Source organism: Mesorhizobium sp. RCC_202, from assembly GCF_041355295.1.
GTDB lineage: Bacteria > Pseudomonadota > Alphaproteobacteria > Rhizobiales > Rhizobiaceae > Mesorhizobium.
On sequence record NZ_JBFUPO010000019.1, the window covers coordinates 25,086 to 41,169 of the forward strand.

At 66.0% G+C, this 16,084-nt stretch carries 17 protein-coding genes; 11 read left to right on the plus strand and 6 right to left on the minus strand.

Annotation, left to right across the window (positions count from 1 at the left end; all coding sequences use genetic code 11):
• The first annotated feature begins 37 nt into the window (after positions 1-37).
• Positions 38-679 (plus strand): DUF5074 domain-containing protein, encoded by a 642-nt coding sequence (locus AB6802_RS28940; protein ID WP_371013633.1) that lies wholly within the window; start codon positions 38-40, stop codon positions 677-679.
• Positions 680-717: 38 nt separating this feature from the next.
• On the opposite strand, the gene AB6802_RS28945 is transcribed toward AB6802_RS28940, so the two are convergent.
• Positions 718-1,806 (minus strand): acyltransferase family protein, encoded by a 1,089-nt coding sequence (locus AB6802_RS28945; RefSeq protein ID WP_371013634.1) that lies wholly within the window; start codon positions 1,804-1,806, stop codon positions 718-720.
• 101 nt (positions 1,807-1,907) lie between these two features.
• Positions 1,908-2,477: an elongation factor P gene (efp, locus tag AB6802_RS28950; protein WP_371013681.1), complete on the minus strand. Its 570-nt coding sequence runs from the start codon at positions 2,475-2,477 to the stop codon at positions 1,908-1,910.
• A gap of 129 nt (positions 2,478-2,606) precedes the next feature.
• Here efp and epmA point away from each other — a divergent pair, with 129 nt between their 5' ends.
• From epmA to AB6802_RS28990, 8 genes are all read left to right on the plus strand, one after another.
• Positions 2,607-3,650 (plus strand): EF-P lysine aminoacylase EpmA, encoded by a 1,044-nt coding sequence (epmA, locus tag AB6802_RS28955; RefSeq protein WP_371013635.1) that lies wholly within the window; start codon positions 2,607-2,609, stop codon positions 3,648-3,650.
• 182 nt (positions 3,651-3,832) lie between these two features.
• Positions 3,833-5,176 carry a TldD/PmbA family protein gene (locus AB6802_RS28960; protein ID WP_371013636.1) on the plus strand — a complete coding sequence of 448 codons (1,344 nt, stop codon included), beginning with the start codon at positions 3,833-3,835 and terminating at the stop codon, positions 5,174-5,176.
• Complete coding sequence (locus AB6802_RS28965) at positions 5,163-5,972, plus strand: 3'(2'),5'-bisphosphate nucleotidase CysQ (protein ID WP_371013637.1); 810 nt, start codon at positions 5,163-5,165, stop codon at positions 5,970-5,972. Before AB6802_RS28960 ends, AB6802_RS28965 begins: the two co-directional genes overlap by 14 nt.
• 73 nt (positions 5,973-6,045) lie before the next feature.
• On the plus strand, positions 6,046-6,291 hold the full coding sequence (locus AB6802_RS28970) for a DUF4170 domain-containing protein (RefSeq protein WP_371013638.1): 246 nt from the start codon (positions 6,046-6,048) through the stop codon (positions 6,289-6,291).
• Between the two features lie 5 nt (positions 6,292-6,296).
• A complete protein-coding gene (locus AB6802_RS28975) occupies positions 6,297-7,073 on the plus strand; it encodes a lysophospholipid acyltransferase family protein (protein ID WP_371013682.1) in 777 nt (258 codons plus the stop codon).
• On the plus strand, positions 7,070-8,386 hold the full coding sequence (gene waaA, locus AB6802_RS28980; RefSeq protein ID WP_371013639.1) for a lipid IV(A) 3-deoxy-D-manno-octulosonic acid transferase: 1,317 nt from the start codon (positions 7,070-7,072) through the stop codon (positions 8,384-8,386). The genes AB6802_RS28975 and waaA overlap by 4 nt, the downstream gene beginning before the upstream one ends.
• 1 nt (position 8,387) lies before the next feature.
• Positions 8,388-9,416 (plus strand): tetraacyldisaccharide 4'-kinase, encoded by a 1,029-nt coding sequence (gene lpxK, locus AB6802_RS28985; RefSeq protein WP_371013640.1) that lies wholly within the window; start codon positions 8,388-8,390, stop codon positions 9,414-9,416.
• Positions 9,417-9,492: 76 nt separating this feature from the next.
• Positions 9,493-9,978, plus strand: a complete 486-nt coding sequence (locus tag AB6802_RS28990) for a hypothetical protein (RefSeq protein WP_371013641.1) — start codon at positions 9,493-9,495, stop codon at positions 9,976-9,978.
• 14 nt (positions 9,979-9,992) lie between these two features.
• Here AB6802_RS28990 and AB6802_RS28995 read toward each other — a convergent pair whose 3' ends face one another.
• Complete coding sequence (locus tag AB6802_RS28995) at positions 9,993-10,226, minus strand: DUF2093 domain-containing protein (protein ID WP_371013642.1); 234 nt, start codon at positions 10,224-10,226, stop codon at positions 9,993-9,995.
• Between the two features lie 116 nt (positions 10,227-10,342).
• On the opposite strand from AB6802_RS28995, the gene AB6802_RS29000 reads away from it, so the two are divergent.
• Positions 10,343-10,942: a hypothetical protein gene (locus tag AB6802_RS29000; RefSeq protein ID WP_371013643.1), complete on the plus strand. Its 600-nt coding sequence runs from the start codon at positions 10,343-10,345 to the stop codon at positions 10,940-10,942.
• A gap of 127 nt (positions 10,943-11,069) precedes the next feature.
• Here AB6802_RS29000 and AB6802_RS29005 read toward each other — a convergent pair whose 3' ends face one another.
• Complete coding sequence (locus AB6802_RS29005; RefSeq protein ID WP_371013644.1) at positions 11,070-11,996, minus strand: LysR substrate-binding domain-containing protein; 927 nt, start codon at positions 11,994-11,996, stop codon at positions 11,070-11,072.
• Between the two features lie 90 nt (positions 11,997-12,086).
• Here AB6802_RS29005 and AB6802_RS29010 point away from each other — a divergent pair, with 90 nt between their 5' ends.
• Positions 12,087-12,980 (plus strand): DMT family transporter, encoded by an 894-nt coding sequence (locus AB6802_RS29010; RefSeq protein ID WP_371013645.1) that lies wholly within the window; start codon positions 12,087-12,089, stop codon positions 12,978-12,980.
• A 201-nt stretch (positions 12,981-13,181) separates the two neighbouring features.
• Here AB6802_RS29010 and mutL read toward each other — a convergent pair whose 3' ends face one another.
• Both mutL and AB6802_RS29020 read right to left on the minus strand, forming a co-directional pair.
• On the minus strand, positions 13,182-15,047 hold the full coding sequence (gene mutL / locus AB6802_RS29015; protein ID WP_371013646.1) for a DNA mismatch repair endonuclease MutL: 1,866 nt from the start codon (positions 15,045-15,047) through the stop codon (positions 13,182-13,184).
• 127 nt (positions 15,048-15,174) lie between these two features.
• Positions 15,175-16,077, minus strand: a complete 903-nt coding sequence (locus AB6802_RS29020) for a LysR substrate-binding domain-containing protein (RefSeq protein ID WP_371013647.1) — start codon at positions 16,075-16,077, stop codon at positions 15,175-15,177.
• Positions 16,078-16,084: the final 7 nt, after the last annotated feature.

The following is a 16,084-nucleotide window of genomic DNA, read 5'->3' on the forward strand; positions in this document are numbered from 1 at the left end:
AATCCGGTGCCCTTGTTCAGATCGATGGAGAGAAACAATGAAGCGAGCGACTGCCGAAATCCTGCGCGAATACGGACCGTTTCCCGGCATCGAGCGCGTCAACGGCGTCACCTATGACGGCGAGAATGTCTGGTTCGCGAGCGACGACAGACTGAACGCGCTCGATCCTGAAAGCGGTGCGATCCTGCGCTCGATCGACGTCGCTTCGCACGCCGGAACCGCTTTCGACGGCGAGTATCTCTACCAGATCGCCGAAGATCGCATCCATAAGATCGATCCCAAGATCGGCAAGGTCGTTGCCACCATTCCGGCGCCTGGCAATGGCGGTGATTCAGGCATGGCCTGGGCCGAGGGTTCTCTCTGGGTCGGCGAATACCGGGCGCACAAGATCCATCAGATCGATCCCGAGACGGGCAAGGTGATCCGCAGCATCGAGTCCAAACGCGTCGTCACCGGCGTTACCTGGGTCGACGGCGAGCTCTGGCATGCCACCTGGGAAGGCGAGGAAGGCGATCTGCTGCGCATCGACCCCGAGACGGGTGACACCCTGCAGGAGGTGAAGATGCCATCCGGTGTGTCGGGACTGGAATCCGATGGCGGCGGCTGCTTCTTCTGCGGCGGCGGCAGCAGCGGCAAGATCAAGGCCGTGCGCCGTCCGGAGCATGGCGCCGGCAAATAATCGGCTGGTTTAGCTTGAAGCGGGCAGGGCGGCCGAGATCAGACCGCCTCGCGCACTGGGCGGGTAACGCCCTCGTTGGAGCGCTGTCCGGCCTTCGGGCCGTCGATATGCGCCCAGGCCGGGCGTTCGAACAGGAAATTGCCGAAGCCGCTCCATTTGACCATCGCGTAGAGGATCACCGGGCTGATCACCGAGACGAGCAGCACCGCCAGGCTCAGCCAGCCGGTGTCGGTGAGCAGGCCGCTGGAGAGTGCCGCGGCCCTGAACAGCGACATCGGGATGGTGAAGGCGACATAGACGACCAGCGAATGTTCGCCGAGCCAGCGCAGCCACTCCATCGAAGCGAATTTCGACAGGAAGCCGCCGGCCACGCAGAGCGCCACCGCGCCGGCGACGGCCAACGTCAGATGCAGCGGCGGCCATGCCGCGAGACCCATTTTGGTGTCGACCGGCTCGACCACGTAGCCGGGCGAATAGACGAGCAGGCCGTTGACGACGGCCCAGGCGAGCAGGCCGGCAACGGCGATCGGCGGACGCTCCTGCGTCCAGGCGACCAGCCGGAATATCAGCGGCGCCAGGACAAAGCCGAGATAGAAGAACACGAAATAGGCAGCGAACTGGGTGAGCGCGTAGCTGGCGGACTGCGGCGCCCACATCTGCAGCGCGGCGGCGATCGGGATCACCACCCAATGCGGCACGCGAAGCTCGCGCAACAGCCGCGCGGCGAGGCCGAATACCGCCAGCATGTAGATGAACCACAGCACGCCATAGGGCTGGATGACGGCCATGGCGAGGTCGTGCAGCATGCCGTTGGGATCACGGCTGAAGATGCCGATCTTCAACCCGATCGAGATGATCGCCCACAGCACGTAGAAATAGAGGTAGTGGACGACGCGGCGGTCGAGATAGCGACGCCACGGCCGGTCGATCACCAGCGACAGGAACAGACCCGAGATCAGGAAGAATTCGGGCATGCGAAACGGCGTCGCAAAACCGATGACATAGTGCATGAAGCCGACACCGCCGGTGTACTCGCCGGTGTTGTAGGCCGAGTACATCATCACCACCAGGATGATGGACAGGCCTTTGGCCGTGTCCACCCACGCCATGCGGTTCGGGTTGCTCATCTGCGATCCCAGGGAAAATTCACCTGCCGCCATAGTAGCGGACAGGCACATCACGCGCAGCATCAAGCTTCCATTAACGTAAACGCGGCGGGGCGCCGAGGTCAGTCCTTGGCGCGCTCGACGTAAGAACCGTCGGCCGTCATCACCACCACGCGCGTGCCGGTGGAAATGTGCGGCGGCACCGTCGTGCGCACGCCGTTGGAAAGGATCGCCGGCTTGTAGGATGACGAAGCCGTCTGGCCCTTGGTGACCGGCTCGGTCTCGACCACTTCGAAAGTGGCGCGCTGCGGCAGCACCAGCGAGATCGGCACGCCGTTGAACTGTGCCAGCTGCACCGCCATGCCCTCCAAGAGATAGGGTGCGAAGTCGCCGACCACGGCTTCCGAGGCCACGACCTGGTCGTAGCTTTCCGGGTTCATGAAGTGAAAGCCTTCGCCGTCGGAATAGAGGAAGGTGTGCTCGCGCTCCTCGACATAGGCGCGCTCGACCATTTCGGTCGTGCGGTAGCGTTCCGACACCTTCACGCCGTCGCCGATGCGGCGCATGTCGAGCTGGGTCACCGGCGTGCCCTTGCCAGGGTGGATGTTTTCGGCAAAGAGGATGACATAGAGCTTGCCGTCCTTATCGACGACGTTGCCTTTGCGTAAGGAGCTGGCGATGACCTTGACCACGGTGTTCAATCCCAATCGAGTTTTTCGGCCTGCAAGCGTCGATTTCCACGAAGCGGCGACGGCGGCCATCGCCTGCGCCGTAGCGCATCTTGCGCCGAACCGCCAGCCTGTGAAGCGATTTTCCCGCCCATGACCGGCGTTTCGCCCTGGTGGACGCCGCATGTTCACGCCGACCGCCGGCCGCGGCTGATGGCGCGCAACGCCATCGCGGCGGCACTTCGCGGCTGGTTCGCGGACCGCGATTTCATCGAGGTGACGACCTCGGCGCTGCAGGTTTCGCCGGGCAACGAAGCGCATCTGGCGGCCTTCGCCACCGAGGCGATCGGGCCGGACACCGCGCGCCAGCCTCTCTATCTCCACACCTCGCCGGAATTTGCCTGCAAGAAGCTGCTTGCCGCCGGCGAAAAGCGCATTTTCAGCCTCAGCGCCGTCTACCGCAACCGTGAGCGCGGGCCACTGCACCACCCCGAATTCACCATGCTCGAATGGTACCGGGTCGGCGAGACCTATGAACGCCTGATGGCCGACTGCGCGCAATTCCTGGCCCTCGCCGCGGAAAAGGCTGGCGCCAAAAGCTTCCGTTTTCGCGGCCGCGAAGCCGATCCCTTCGCCGAGCCGGAGCGCTTGAGCGTCGCGGAGGCTTTCACCCGCTATGCCGGCATCGACCTTCTGGCGACCGTTTCGCCCGACGGCAGCACCGATCGCGAAGCCTTGCACGAAGGCCTGGTCCGCGCCGGCCTGCGCACCGCGCCCGACGACAATTGGGCCGACCTGTTCAGCCGGGTCATGGTGGAAAAAATCGAGCCGCAACTGGGGCAGGGGCGCGCGACGATCCTTTATGGTTATCCCGTCTCGGAAGCCGCCCTTGCCCGGCCAAGCGCCGAGGATCCACACGTCGCCGAGCGTTTCGAGCTCTATTGCTGCGGCGTCGAGCTCGCCAACGCCTTTGGCGAGCTCACCGATGCAGCCGAACAGCGCCGCCGCTTCGAAGCCGAGATGGACGAGAAAGAGCGCATCTATGGCGAGCGCTATCCGCTTGACGAGGATTTCCTCGCCGCCTTGGCGATGATGCCGCAGGCGAGCGGCTCGGCACTCGGTTTCGACCGGCTGGTGATGCTGGCAACAGGGGCCGCGAGGATCGACGACGTCATCTGGGCACCGGTCGCAGGCTAGCCTTCTGCTCTTTTGATGCCGCTGCGGCAATGCATTCCGCATGAACCACCGCGATTGCCTTGAGATTGCCGCATCCGCCATTGCACTAGCGTCGGCGGAACAATAGATGGTGCCCGTGGCATCCATGGATAGTGCACATGGCCAGGCCCTGACGAATTGCGTGAACAAACAGGAATAACTGCATGACCGACAAGCTCGACGCAGCGAAATTGACAGATCGCGTCGCGGCTCTCGTCGAGGCTGCCAAGCGCGCCGGCGCCGATGCGGCCGACGCCGTCGCGGTGCGCGGCCGCTCCGCCGGCGTCTCGGTCAGGCTGGGCAAGGTCGAGGCCACCGAATCGTCGGAGAGCGAGGATGTCTCGCTGCGTGTCTTTTTCGGCCGGCGCGTCGCAAGCGTTTCGGCCACCGCCGCGTCCGACCCGCAGGTGCTCGCCGAGCGGGCGGTCGCCATGGCCAAGGTTTCGCCTGAGGACCCTTTCCAGGGCCTGGCCGATCCGGCGCTGCTGGCCCGCAACCTGCGCGATCTCGACCTTTTCGATGCCACCGAGGTTACGGCTGATCAGCTGAAGGAAGCGGCCCTTGCCGCGGAAGCGGCGGCATTGGCCGTCAAGGGCGTCACCAATTCGGCCGGCAGCAGCGCCGGCGCGGGTTTGGGCGGGCTGGTGCTTGCCACCTCGCACGGCTTCGTCGGCCAGTATGTCGCCTCGCGTTTTTCGCGTTCGGCCAGCGTCATTGCCGGCGAAGGCACCGGCATGGAGCGCGACTATGAATTCTCCTCGCGCCAGCATTTTGCCGATCTCGACGCGCCGCAGGACATCGGCCGCAAGGCCGGCGAGCGCGCCGTACGCCGCCTCGGCGCGCGCAAGGCGGCGACCGGCCCGGTCGACGTGGTGTTCGACCCGCGCGTCGCGCGCGGCATCGCCGGCCATCTCGCCGGCGCCATCAACGGCGCCGCGGTCGCCCGCAAGACCAGCTTCCTGCGCGACATGATGGGCAAGCAGGTGGCTTCAGCCGCGATCACCGTCACCGACGAGCCGCTGCGCCGGCGCGGCCAGGCCTCGCGCCCGTTCGACGGCGAAGGCATCGAGGGCGACAAGCTGCTGATGGTCGAGAAAGGCGTCTTGAACCACTGGTTCCTATCGACTTCGGCGGCGCGTGAGCTTGGGCTTGTCACCAACGGGCGCGGTTCGCGCAGCGGCTCGTCCGTTTCGCCGTCGTCGACCAACCTCGCCATCGAGCCCGGCGAGCGCTCGCCGGAGGACCTGATTGCCTCGCTGAAACGCGGCTTCTATGTCACCGAAGTCTTCGGCCAGGGCGTTGACATGGTGACCGGCGAATACAGCCGCGGCGCTTCCGGCTTCTGGATCGAGAACGGCGCGCTCACTTACCCGGTGGCCGAGGTGACGATCGCGTCCAACCTGAAGACGATGTTCCTCAACATGGTGCCGGCAAGCGATCTCGACCGCAATTTCGGCACCGCGGCGCCGACGCTCCTGATTGAAGGAATGACCCTTGCCGGCGCTTGATGCGATCAATCTGGCCGAGGCCCGCGAGGACCTCGCTTTGCTGCGCGAGGCCGCTCGCGAAGCCGGGGTTATCGCCATGCGCTATTTCGGCAACAACCCGCAGGTGTGGATGAAAGGCGGCACCTCGCCGGTGAGCGAGGCCGACCATGCGGCGGACGCCTATCTGCGCGAGACCTTGCTCAAGGCGCGACCCGACTACGGCTGGTTGTCGGAAGAGACCGCCGACGACCATGCTCGCCTTGCGGCGCGCCGCACCTTCGTCGTCGATCCGATCGACGGCACGCGCGGCTTTCTCGACGGCCTGCATTCGTGGTGCGTCAGTGTCGCCGTGGTCGAGGACGGCCGTTCGCTGGCCGGCGTGCTCGAATGTCCGGCCAAGCGCGAGACCTATTGGGCGCTTCCCGGTGAAGGCGCGTATCTCAACGACGAGCGGATCCACGTGCGGCCGATCGGCGACGCCGTCGACATGGGCGGCCCGAAGCCGCTGGTCGACCTGGTGCCCGAGCCCTGGCAGGGCCGGCTGCGCCGCACCGCCTATATTCCCTCGCTCGCCTACCGGCTGGCGATGATTGCAGCCGGCAAACTCGACGCCACCTTCGTCAAGCCGAGCGCGCATGACTGGGACATCGCGGCCGCGGACCTGATCCTCACCGAGGCGGGCGGAGCGCTTGTCGACCGCGCCGGCGCGCCGCCGCGCTACGCCGGCGAGATCATCAACCACGGCGCGTTGGCCGCCGGCAGCGGCGCGCTGATCGGCGTGCTCACCGGCGTCCTTGCCGGACTTGACGAAGGGTGAGCCAGTCGACGGTTCCAAAACCGGCCGCTTTGGTCTAGACCTGTCACAATTCAAGAATATGCGAAGGATCGGCATGGCCGTGGAAGACGGAAAGAAACAGCTTTTGCACCTGGTGTTCGGCGGCGAGCTGAAGACGCTGGGCGAGACCGAATTCCGCGATCTCGACGCGCTCGACATTGTCGGCATTTATCCGGACTATCAGTCGGCGCTCACCGTCTGGAAAGCCAAGGCTCAAGCTAGCGTCGACAATGCCCATATGCGCTATTTCGTCGTTCACCTGCACCGTTTCCTCGACCCAGAAAAGAAGACCGCCGGTTGACATCGATGGAGCATGACGCGGCGAAAGGGGCGACGACGCGCGCCACCAGAAGCGGCGGTACGCGCACGTGGTGGCGCCGTATCCGTCAGCCGCTGGCGCAGTCGAGCTTCGTCAAGAATTTCATCGCCGGCCTGCTCGCCTGGTTCGTGCGTTTGGTTCGCATCACCAGCCCGCTGGTCGAAGGTTCGACCTCGGTTGCCGGCGGCGCCCAGGCACATCTGGAACCGGGCATCATCGCGCTCTGGCACGGCCAGCATCTTCTCACCCCGGCTTTTTACCCCAAGGGCCGGCCGCTGGTGGCCATGGTTTCACGCAGCGCCGATGCCGAGCTCCAGGCGTTGATGATCGAGAAGTTCGGCATCGAGGCGGTGCGCGGCTCGGGCGGGCGGGAAAATGCCAGGCATCTCGACAAAGGCGGCGCCAAAGCCTTGATCGCGCTCAAGAAAGCGCTGGTTGCCGGCAAGAATGTGGCGATGATCGCCGACATTCCGCATGGCACGCCGCGTGACGCGGGGCTTGGCATCGTGCTTCTGGCAAGGCTGTCCGGCCGGCCGATCCTGCCCGCAGCCATCACCACCAGCCGCCGCAAGGTGCTGGAAAAGAGCTGGGACCAGACCACCATCAATCTGCCCTTCGGGCGCTCCGCGGTCGTCGTCGGCACGCCGGTTTTCGTGCCGGCCGACGCCGATGAGGCCGAGATGGAGCGTAAGCGCCGGGAGGTCACGGATTCGCTCAATGCCGCGACGGCCGAGGCTCATCGCCTCGTGGACGGCGCCAAATGAGCGAGCGCTGGGCGCGTGCCGCGCTGACGGCCTATCGCTACGCCGGGGCGGCCGCCTACCCGCTGATCGGCCCGTATGTCGCCTGGCGCGCCTCCCGCGGCAAGGAAGACCGCGTTCGCCGCCGCGAGCGCTATGGCGTTGCCGGCCGGCCGCGCCCGGCAGGCCCGCTGATCTGGATCCACGCCGCAAGCGTCGGCGAAACGATCGCCGTCGTGCCGCTGGTCCAGTCGATCCTCGATTACGGCGTCAACATCGTGCTGACCACGGGCACGGTGACATCGGCCAAGGTTGCCGACGAGCGGCTGGGCGACCGCATCATCCACCAATATGTGCCGCTCGACCTGAAGCCGGCGGTCAGCCGCTTCCTCGACCATTGGCGACCGGAACTGGCGATCATCGCCGAATCGGAAATCTGGCCGGTGACCATTCTGGAGCTCGGCGCCCGCAACGTGCCGCAGGTTCTGGTCAACGGCCGGCTGTCCGACCGCTCCTTCACCTCGTGGAAGAAGCGCGCCGGGGTCGCCGAAGCGCTGTTCGAGAACCTCGCTCATGTCATTGCCCAGTCGGATGTCGACGGCGAGCGGTTCCGCGCGCTTGGCGCGCGTCCGGTCACGGTCTCGGGCAACCTCAAGGTCGACACCAATCCGCCGCCGGTCGATGAAAGGGCGCTGGCCAGCCTGCAACGACAGCTCGCCGGGCGTCCGACCTGGGCGGCGATTTCGACCCATGACGGCGAGGAGGTCGTCGCGGCGGAAGTTCATGCCAGCCTGCACAAACGCCATCCCGGCTTGCTGACCATCATCGTGCCGCGTCATCCCAACCGCGCCGATACGCTGGCCGCCGAGATTTCCGGCATGGGGCTGAAGGTCGCGCGGCGCAGCAAGGGTGAGCGCATCACGCCCGACACCGACATCTTCCTTGGCGACACGATCGGCGAGATGGGGCTTTATCTGCGCCTGACGGAGATTGCTTTCGTTGGTCGCTCGCTGACCTCGGAAGGCGGCCAGAATCCGCTTGAGCCGGCCATGCTCGACACCGCCGTGCTTGCCGGTCGCAACGTTCAGAACTTCCGCGAGGCCTATCAGCGGCTGCTCGACAGCGGCGGCGCCAAGCTGGTGCGCGACCGCGACATGCTGACCGGCGCCGTCAATTTTCTCTTGAGCAATGAAGTGGCACGCCACGAGATGATGGCAGCCGGGGTCGCGACGGTCGACGAGATGCGCGGCGCGCTCGCCCGTACGTTGAAATCGCTTGAGCCTTACATCCAACCGCTGATCGTCAAGTCGCGCCTCAAAGGCGCCAGCGGCAAGTGAGATGACCAGCGAGGCGCCGCCCTTCTGGTGGGAAAAGCCGGACTGGCGGGTGTTTGCTTTGTCGCCGGTGTCGGCGGCTTACGGCATGGTTGCCGGCCGGCGCATGCGCCGGGCGCCGCGCGAGAAGGTAGCCGCACCGGTGCTTTGCGTCGGCAATCTCACCGTTGGCGGCAGCGGCAAGACGCCGGTCGCCATTGCGCTCGCCAAGCAGGCCAAGCGTCTGCAGCTCACCCCCGGTTTCCTGTCGCGCGGCCATGGCGGCTCGTTCGCCAAGCCGCATGTCGTCGACGCCCATCACGACGCCGCCAAGCATGTCGGCGACGAGCCGCTGCTCCTGGCCGAACATGCCCCGGTCGCGGTAACGGCCAACCGCGCCGCCGGCGCAAAATTGCTCATCGAGGAGCATGGCTGCGATTTCCTGATCATGGATGACGGCCTTCAGTCGGCGCGCATACACATCGATTATGCGCTGGTCGTGGTCGATGCGCGCTTCGGCGTCGGCAATGGCCGCGTCATTCCGGGCGGACCGTTGCGGGCCAAGGTCGTCGACCAGCTGGTGTTCACCAGCGGTTTGCTGAAGATGGGCGAGGGGACCGCGGCCGACGGCGTGGTGCGCCAGGCGGCGCGCGCCGGCCGGCCGATCTTCCTTGCGCATGTCGAGCCCGCGGACCCGGCGCGCTTTGCCGGCGGTCGTTTCCTTGCCTTCGCCGGCATCGGTCACCCGGAGAAATTCTTCGACACGGTGCGCGGCGCGGGCGGCGAGGTGGCGCTGTCGCGTGCCTTTCCGGACCATCATTTCTACGCTCAGGACGATCTCGGCGATCTGCTGGCGCTGGCTGAGCGCGAGGGCCTGCGCCTCGTCACCACCGCCAAGGACGCCGCGCGGCTGCGCCATGGCACGACGCCCGCAGGCTTCCTCGATCGCCTCGACGTGCTCGACATCGAGGCCAAGTTCGAGCTCGACCATGTGCCGGAGCGCATCATCGACGAAACGCTCGACGCCTGGCGCCAGCGCAAGATGCGCGGCTGAACCTCAAGCGCGCGAGGCGTTGATATTCTCGCCATTTTGGCGATCATCGGCCGCAGAAACCCGTTTGGAGGCCCAGTTGACCAGATTGCGCGCAACGGTTCTGCTTTGTGGCCTGGCATCCAGCGCAGCCTGGGCGCAGATGCCCGGCGCGGCGGAAACGGAATTCCTCGTCGCCATCACGGGCTCGAACGGCGCGACCCGCGTCGAGCGTTCCAACAGCGTGCCGCTCATTCCCGGCCGGGTCTGCTATGAATGGCGCATACGCCTGACGTCCGGCGACAGGCTGGTAAGCGCCAGGGAAGTGTTCGAACTTCCGGCGCCGCCGACTCTGTGGGGCGGGGTGGATGAGAACGACTACAGTTCCAGCCAGCTTTCAAAGGATCGGAAGATTTCCGAGACCACCATGTTCTACCGGCCGAAGGATGGCTGGATCTCGCATGGCTGGTGCGTGGCCGAAGGCGATCCCGCCGGGCCATATTCGATTAAGGTCTATGTTGGTGAGCAATTGCTCCACGCGTTCGATTTCAACGCCGAAAGCGTGCCGGGCAGCGACGCCCAATAGCGATTGAAACCGGTCTAGCCGCGCTTGCGCAGTTCCGGATGCGTCTCGATCTCGCGGCGCAGCGAGGCGGTCGCGCTCACATAAGGCTCCTGCCGTTCGACGCTCCAATATTTGAGCTCGTCGAGCGGGATGTTCTCGCCCGTCACCGCGCAGCGCACGAACGACCCCGGGCTGGTGACCTGGAAATCGCCGTCGAGATAACGGATGCGGGCTTCCCTGCCGCCCGGGCCTTCAAAACGGTTCATCATGGAGTGACGCTTGGCTTCATTGAGATTCAATCGCCATAAATCTGGTGCGCGGTCAAGCTTGACGCAATGCTCGTGTAATATCGCTGCACCGATACAATGGTTCCCGGGAGCCCGGCATGGACATTACCCCGACCCGTTTGAGCGCGCTGATCAATGAAACGCTGACCCCGCAGCCGTTGCCGTCGGCCAAGGCGGATCCCGCGACGACGGCGTTGATCAAGGCGCTGGTGCAACCTGCCGCGCCACCGAGCGCGCAGGCGGCGCAGTTTGCGGCGCAGGCACAGACCAATTCCTTGCAGGTGCCACCCGCACGTGCCACGCAGCGTCCGTCGTCCAATCCGGTCGAGGACGCCTATCGCGCAATGATGGAGCCGGACGATGGCGCCGAGGACGCGCCGGCGAGGGCGCCGACGGGCAGGCAAGCGGCCGATGCGGACCCGGCTCCACGCGCCGGCGCGCCGGATCAGCCGCCCGTCGCCGACAGTGCCGTAAGGTCCGCTGCCATGCCGCCACAACCGTTTGCGGCTGCCGTGCTGTCGTCGCCGGCGCTGGTGGCTGCCAATGCTAACGCGCCACAGCCGCGGGGGTCGGCGGCCCGGCCAGCGGGCCATGCGCCGCGATCGGAATCCACCCCGGTCTCACTATGGACGATATCGGTGGTCACTGCGGTCGTGTCGGCCGTGACCACCTGCATCATGGTGCTGGTGCTGCGCTGATTGCTAGAGCAATTCCAGGAAAAGTGTGGGCGGTTTTCCGTCCGGAATTGCGTAAAACAAAGAGATAGAGCGCTTCACCGGTTCCATGAACCGGTGAAGCGCTCTTGAGCCGAATCGCGACCAGACTTCAATCGTCGTCCTGCAGGAAGGCTTCGACCCTCTCCGGGGCAAGTCCGGCCTGTCCGGCGATTCGACTGGCAAGGTCGGCCGCCGCCGCGCGCGGCCGGCCAACCGGGCGGTCGAGCCAGTAGGATACCGGATTGAGCACCTTGCGATCGTCGACCGGAACGATACGGCCGGATTTGAGCTGGTCCTGCGTCAACGGCGGCCGCGCCAGCGCGATGCCCAGCCCATGCGCTGCCGCATCGAGCACCAGATTGTAATCCTCAAAGCGCCGGTCCTGCGACCGCGGCCGATAATCCATGTCATTCGCCGCGAACCAGGCCCGCCATCCCGATGCGTCGGAATCGTTGATCAGCGGGAATTTGAGCAGCCGGGCCGGGTCGCCGTGGCCGATCTCCTTCGCCAGCCCCGGCGAAGCGATCGGGAAAATATGTTCCTCGAACAGCTGCACCGAGACGCGGCCGGGAATGCCGCCGCGCCCGCAACGCACCGAAAGGTCGATGCCTTCGTCCGCAAGGTCGGCCTGGCGGTTGTCGACATCGAGCACGATGCGCAGCTTGGTCGGACTGTTCTCCAGCGCCGCCATGCGCGGCATCAGCCACAGGCCGCTCACCGAAGGGATTGACGCCAGCCGCACCACGGCGGTGCCGCGCGGCTCGACCCAGCGATCGGAATTGAAGGAGATCAGCGCAAAGGCTTCCGACGTCCTCAGATGCAGCCTGTTGCCCTCGATGGTCAGCGTCACCCCGCGCGCATTGCGCTCGAACACTTTGAGCCCCAGCCAATCCTCCAGCTTGGCGATCTGCCGGCTCACCGCGCCATGGGTAAGGTTGAGCTTCTCCGCCGCCGCCGAGAAGCTGCCGGTACGCGCCGCCGCGTCGAAGGCGCGCAACGTCTCGAGCGGTAGTATCTGGTCTGAGCTGTGATCCATGCTCACAGCTGACCCTCGAATTGCTCGTTTGTCAATCGCCGCCCAATCGCGTCTTCTGTGCTCATGTCACAGAAAGACGAGGCCACGGCAATGAGCGCATACACCGGCACGTTGAATGAAACACAGCGCATGGACACCACGGCGATGATCGCGGTGGCCTTGACGGTGGTCGGCTGGGCCTCGGCCTTCCCGGCGATCCGCGCCGGCCTTGTCGCCTTCCAGCCGCTGGAACTCGGCGCGCTGCGCTTCGGCATCGCGGCAGTGCCGGCGGCGATCTACCTTGCGGTGAAGCGCCCGGCGCTGCCGAAGGTCGGCGAATTGTGGCGCTTTGCATTCGGCGGCGCTGTCTTCGTCGCGCTCTACACCGCCATGCTCAATTTCGGCGAGCTGACCGTCTCGGCGGGCGCCGCCGGCTTCATCATCAATGTCAGCCCGATCTTCACCGCCATCATGGCCATGGCGCTGCTCGGCGAGCGCTTCTCGCGCATGGCCTGGCTGGGCACCGTGATTTCCTTCGCCGGTATCGGCATCATTGCGGTGGCGGACGGGCACGGCCTGCATTTCAACGCCGGCGCGCTGCTGGTGCTGGGCTCGGCCCTGTGCTCGGCGCTCAACACCATCGTCCAGAAGCCGCTCTTTGCCCGCCATCATCCGCTGACCATTTCCGCCTCCAACATGGTGCTCGGCGCGCTTTGCCTGTCGCCCTTCCTGCCGGAGGCATTCTCGCAAGCCGCGGTCGCCGACACCGCCGGTCTCGGCGCCGTCATCTATCTCGGCATCGTGCCGAGCCTGATCGCATACGCCGCCTGGGCAACCGCGCTCTCCCGCCTGCCGGCGGCGCGTGCCTCGAACTTCCTCTATCTGGTCTCGCCAACTTCCGCGCTGATCGGCTTCTTCTGGCTCGGCGAAGTGCCGACGCTCCTCGGCATAATCGGCGGCGCGCTGGCGCTGGGTGGCGTCATCGTGGTGAATTTGAAGCGGTAGCTCAGAGGGTTGGGACGGTTTCCGGACTCGAGAAAAGAGCCGCTTCGAGCGGCTCTTTTCTCGTCCCCTCATCCGGCCGCTACGCGGCCACCTTCTCCCCGTCGGGGAGAAGAGGTTGGCGCCGGCGCTGAAAATCTCCTCTCCCCAGCGGGGAGAGGTCAGCCGAGCGAAGCGGAGGCTGGGTGAGGGGCCTTGGCGCAGTCACCGCCGTCCGAACAGCCGCTCGATATCGGCAAGCTTGAGCTCGATATAGGTCGGGCGGCCATGGTTGCAGGTGCCTGATCCAGGCGTCGCTTCCATCTGGCGCAGCAACGCGTTCATCTCCTCTGCCTTGAGCAGGCGGCCGGAACGCACCGAGCCGTGGCAAGCCATGGTCGCGGCTATTCTGTCCAGCCGCTCCTTCAGCGTGTCGACCGTGTCGTTGTCGGCGATCTCGTCGGCAAGGTCGCGCACCAATTGCTGCACATTGGTTTCGCCGAGCATCGACGGCGTCTCGCGCACCGCGACCGCGCCCGGGCCGAAACGTTCGATGCCGAGGCCGAATTTGGCCAGCGTTTCGGAATGCATCGCCAGCCGCTCGGCATCTTCTTCAGGCAGGTCGACGATCTCGGGCAAAAGCAGCATCTGCGAGGGCACCGCGCGGGCATGCAGCGCGTTCTTCAACGCCTCATAGACCAACCGCTCATGCGCGGCGTGCTGGTCGACGATGACCAGCGAATCCCTGGTCTGCGCGACGATGTAGTTTTCATGCACCTGCGCGCGCGCCGCGCCCAGCACCATGCCGAGCAGCGCTTCGGCCGGCTCGGCGATGCCAGCGCGCGCGTCGGCGCTGGCCAGCGGCCCGGTGTCGAAGGCGGCCTGGTCGTTTTCCGCAAAACCACCGGAGCGTGGCCTTGCCTCACTATGAGCCATGTCGAGCGGCCGCTGCGACGAGTGCGCCGGGTCGAAATCGCTGGAGGCGCGATAGGCCGCTTCATAGCTGCGATCGCCATTGGCCGGGCCGGGATGATAGGGCGAAGCACCTGGACGGAAGGCCGCCATCATGCCGGCAGCCCCACTGGTGGCGGCGCGGATGCCGGCGCCGGCCAGCGCCTCGCGGATGGCGCCGACGATCAGGCCGCGCACCAGCCCCGGATCGCGGAAGCGCACATCGGCCTTGGCCGGATGCACGTTGACGTCGACAATTGCCGGATCGAGCGACAGGAACAGCACCGTCACCGCGTGCCGGTCGCGCGGCAAAACGTCGGCGAAGGCGCCGCGGATCGCGCCGGCGATCAGCTTGTCGCGCACTGGACGTCCGTTGACATACGCATATTGCTGCAGCGCGTTGGCGCGCGTGTAGGACGGGATCGAGACATGGCCGGCGAGATGCACGCCGTCGCGCGTTGCATCGATGGCAATAGCGTTGTCGGGAAAATCCTTGCCCATCACTTGCGCGACACGCGCAAGGCGGCCTTCCGTCGTGTCGTTCGTTGCCGGCAGTTCCAGCGTCGAGCGATCGGAGCCGGCCAGCGTGAAGCGCACGGCGGGAAAGGCGATCGCGATGCGCTTGACGATATCGCTCGTCGCCGAGCTTTCGGCGCGCTCGCCCTTCATGAATTTGAGCCGGGCCGGCGTGGCGAAGAACAGGTCGCGTACCTCGACCGTGGTGCCGCGGTTGGCCGCCGCGGGCTTCACCGCCGAAACGCGGCCGCCCTCGATGCCGATCTCGGCGGCAGCGTCGCCGCTTGCCGTGCGCGAGCGGATCGACAGCCGCGCCACCGAGCCGATCGAGGGCAGGGCCTCGCCACGGAAGCCGAGCGAGCGGATGTCGTGGATATCGTCCGAGAGCTTAGAGGTGCAGTGGCGGGCAACCGCCAGCGCGAGTTCGCGCTCGGGAATGCCCGAGCCGTCATCGGTGACGCGGATCAGGCTCAAGCCGCCGCCCGCCGTGACCACCTCGACGCGGCTTGCGCCGGCGTCGAGCGCGTTCTCGACCAGCTCCTTCACCACGCTCGCCGGACGCTCGATCACCTCGCCGGCGGCGATCTGGTTGATCATCGTTTCGGATAGCTGGCGGATTGGCATCCCGAGACTATAGGCGGATTCGAGTGGTGTGGGGGAGGGGCGGAATGAAGTTTGATCACTGCAAGCCGCGTTCCTTCGCGCCTGTACAACGCCGACGCCATCATGCGTCATGCGGTGGCGGCCGGCTTCACGCCTGCGCCACCAGCCAATCCCTGACCTTGCGCGCATTGTCGCGCAGGTCGCGGTTCTTCGGCCATATCACATGAAACGCAATGCCGGTCCGCATCACATGGTCGGTCACCGGCACCAGCAGGCCTGATGCCACAAGGCGCTCCACCAGGTGGCGCCAGCCAAGCGAGATGCCTTGGCCCTCCATCACCGCCTGGATCACCAGCGCATAATCGTTGATGCGCAGGCCGCGCTCGGCATTGCGCAGGCTGGTCCCGGCCGACGCGAACCACTCGTCCCAGTTCGGCGCCTCGCGATAGGGCTCCTCGAGATGGATGAGCCGGTGCGTCGCCAGCTCCTCGACGGTTCTTGGCATGCCGAATTTGGCGAGGTAGCTCGGGCCAGCAACCGGGAAGATCTCTTCGTCGGAGAGCGACAGCGAATGGTAGTCCGGCCAGTCGCGCGGCACGCCGCCGCGCACCCCGAGCGGAATGCCCTCGGCGATGATGTCGAGGTCGCGGTCGGCTGTCTGGATGCGCAGATCGACGCCCGGCAGCTCGTCGCGGAACTGCTGCAGACGCGGCATCATCCAGAACGAGCCGAAAGCGGTCGAGGCGGCAAGCGTGACATGGCCGCCGCTCGCCTGCAGGCGCAGATCCTCGGCCGACTTGCGGATATGCGACAGCCCGAGCGAGACATCGGCGTGGAAGCGCTCGCCGGCCTCGGTCAAAAGCACCTGGCGATGGCGGCGCTGGAAGAGCTGGGCGCCGAGCTGTTCCTCCAGCCCGCGCACGGCATAGGAGACAGCGGCCTGCGTCATGCCGAGCTCTCGGCCGGCGGCGGTGAAGCTGGACAACCGACCGGCCGCCTCGAAGACGATCAGGCTGCCGGCGGAGGGAAGGAGGTGGCGTAGGCTTCGCATAAGCGCA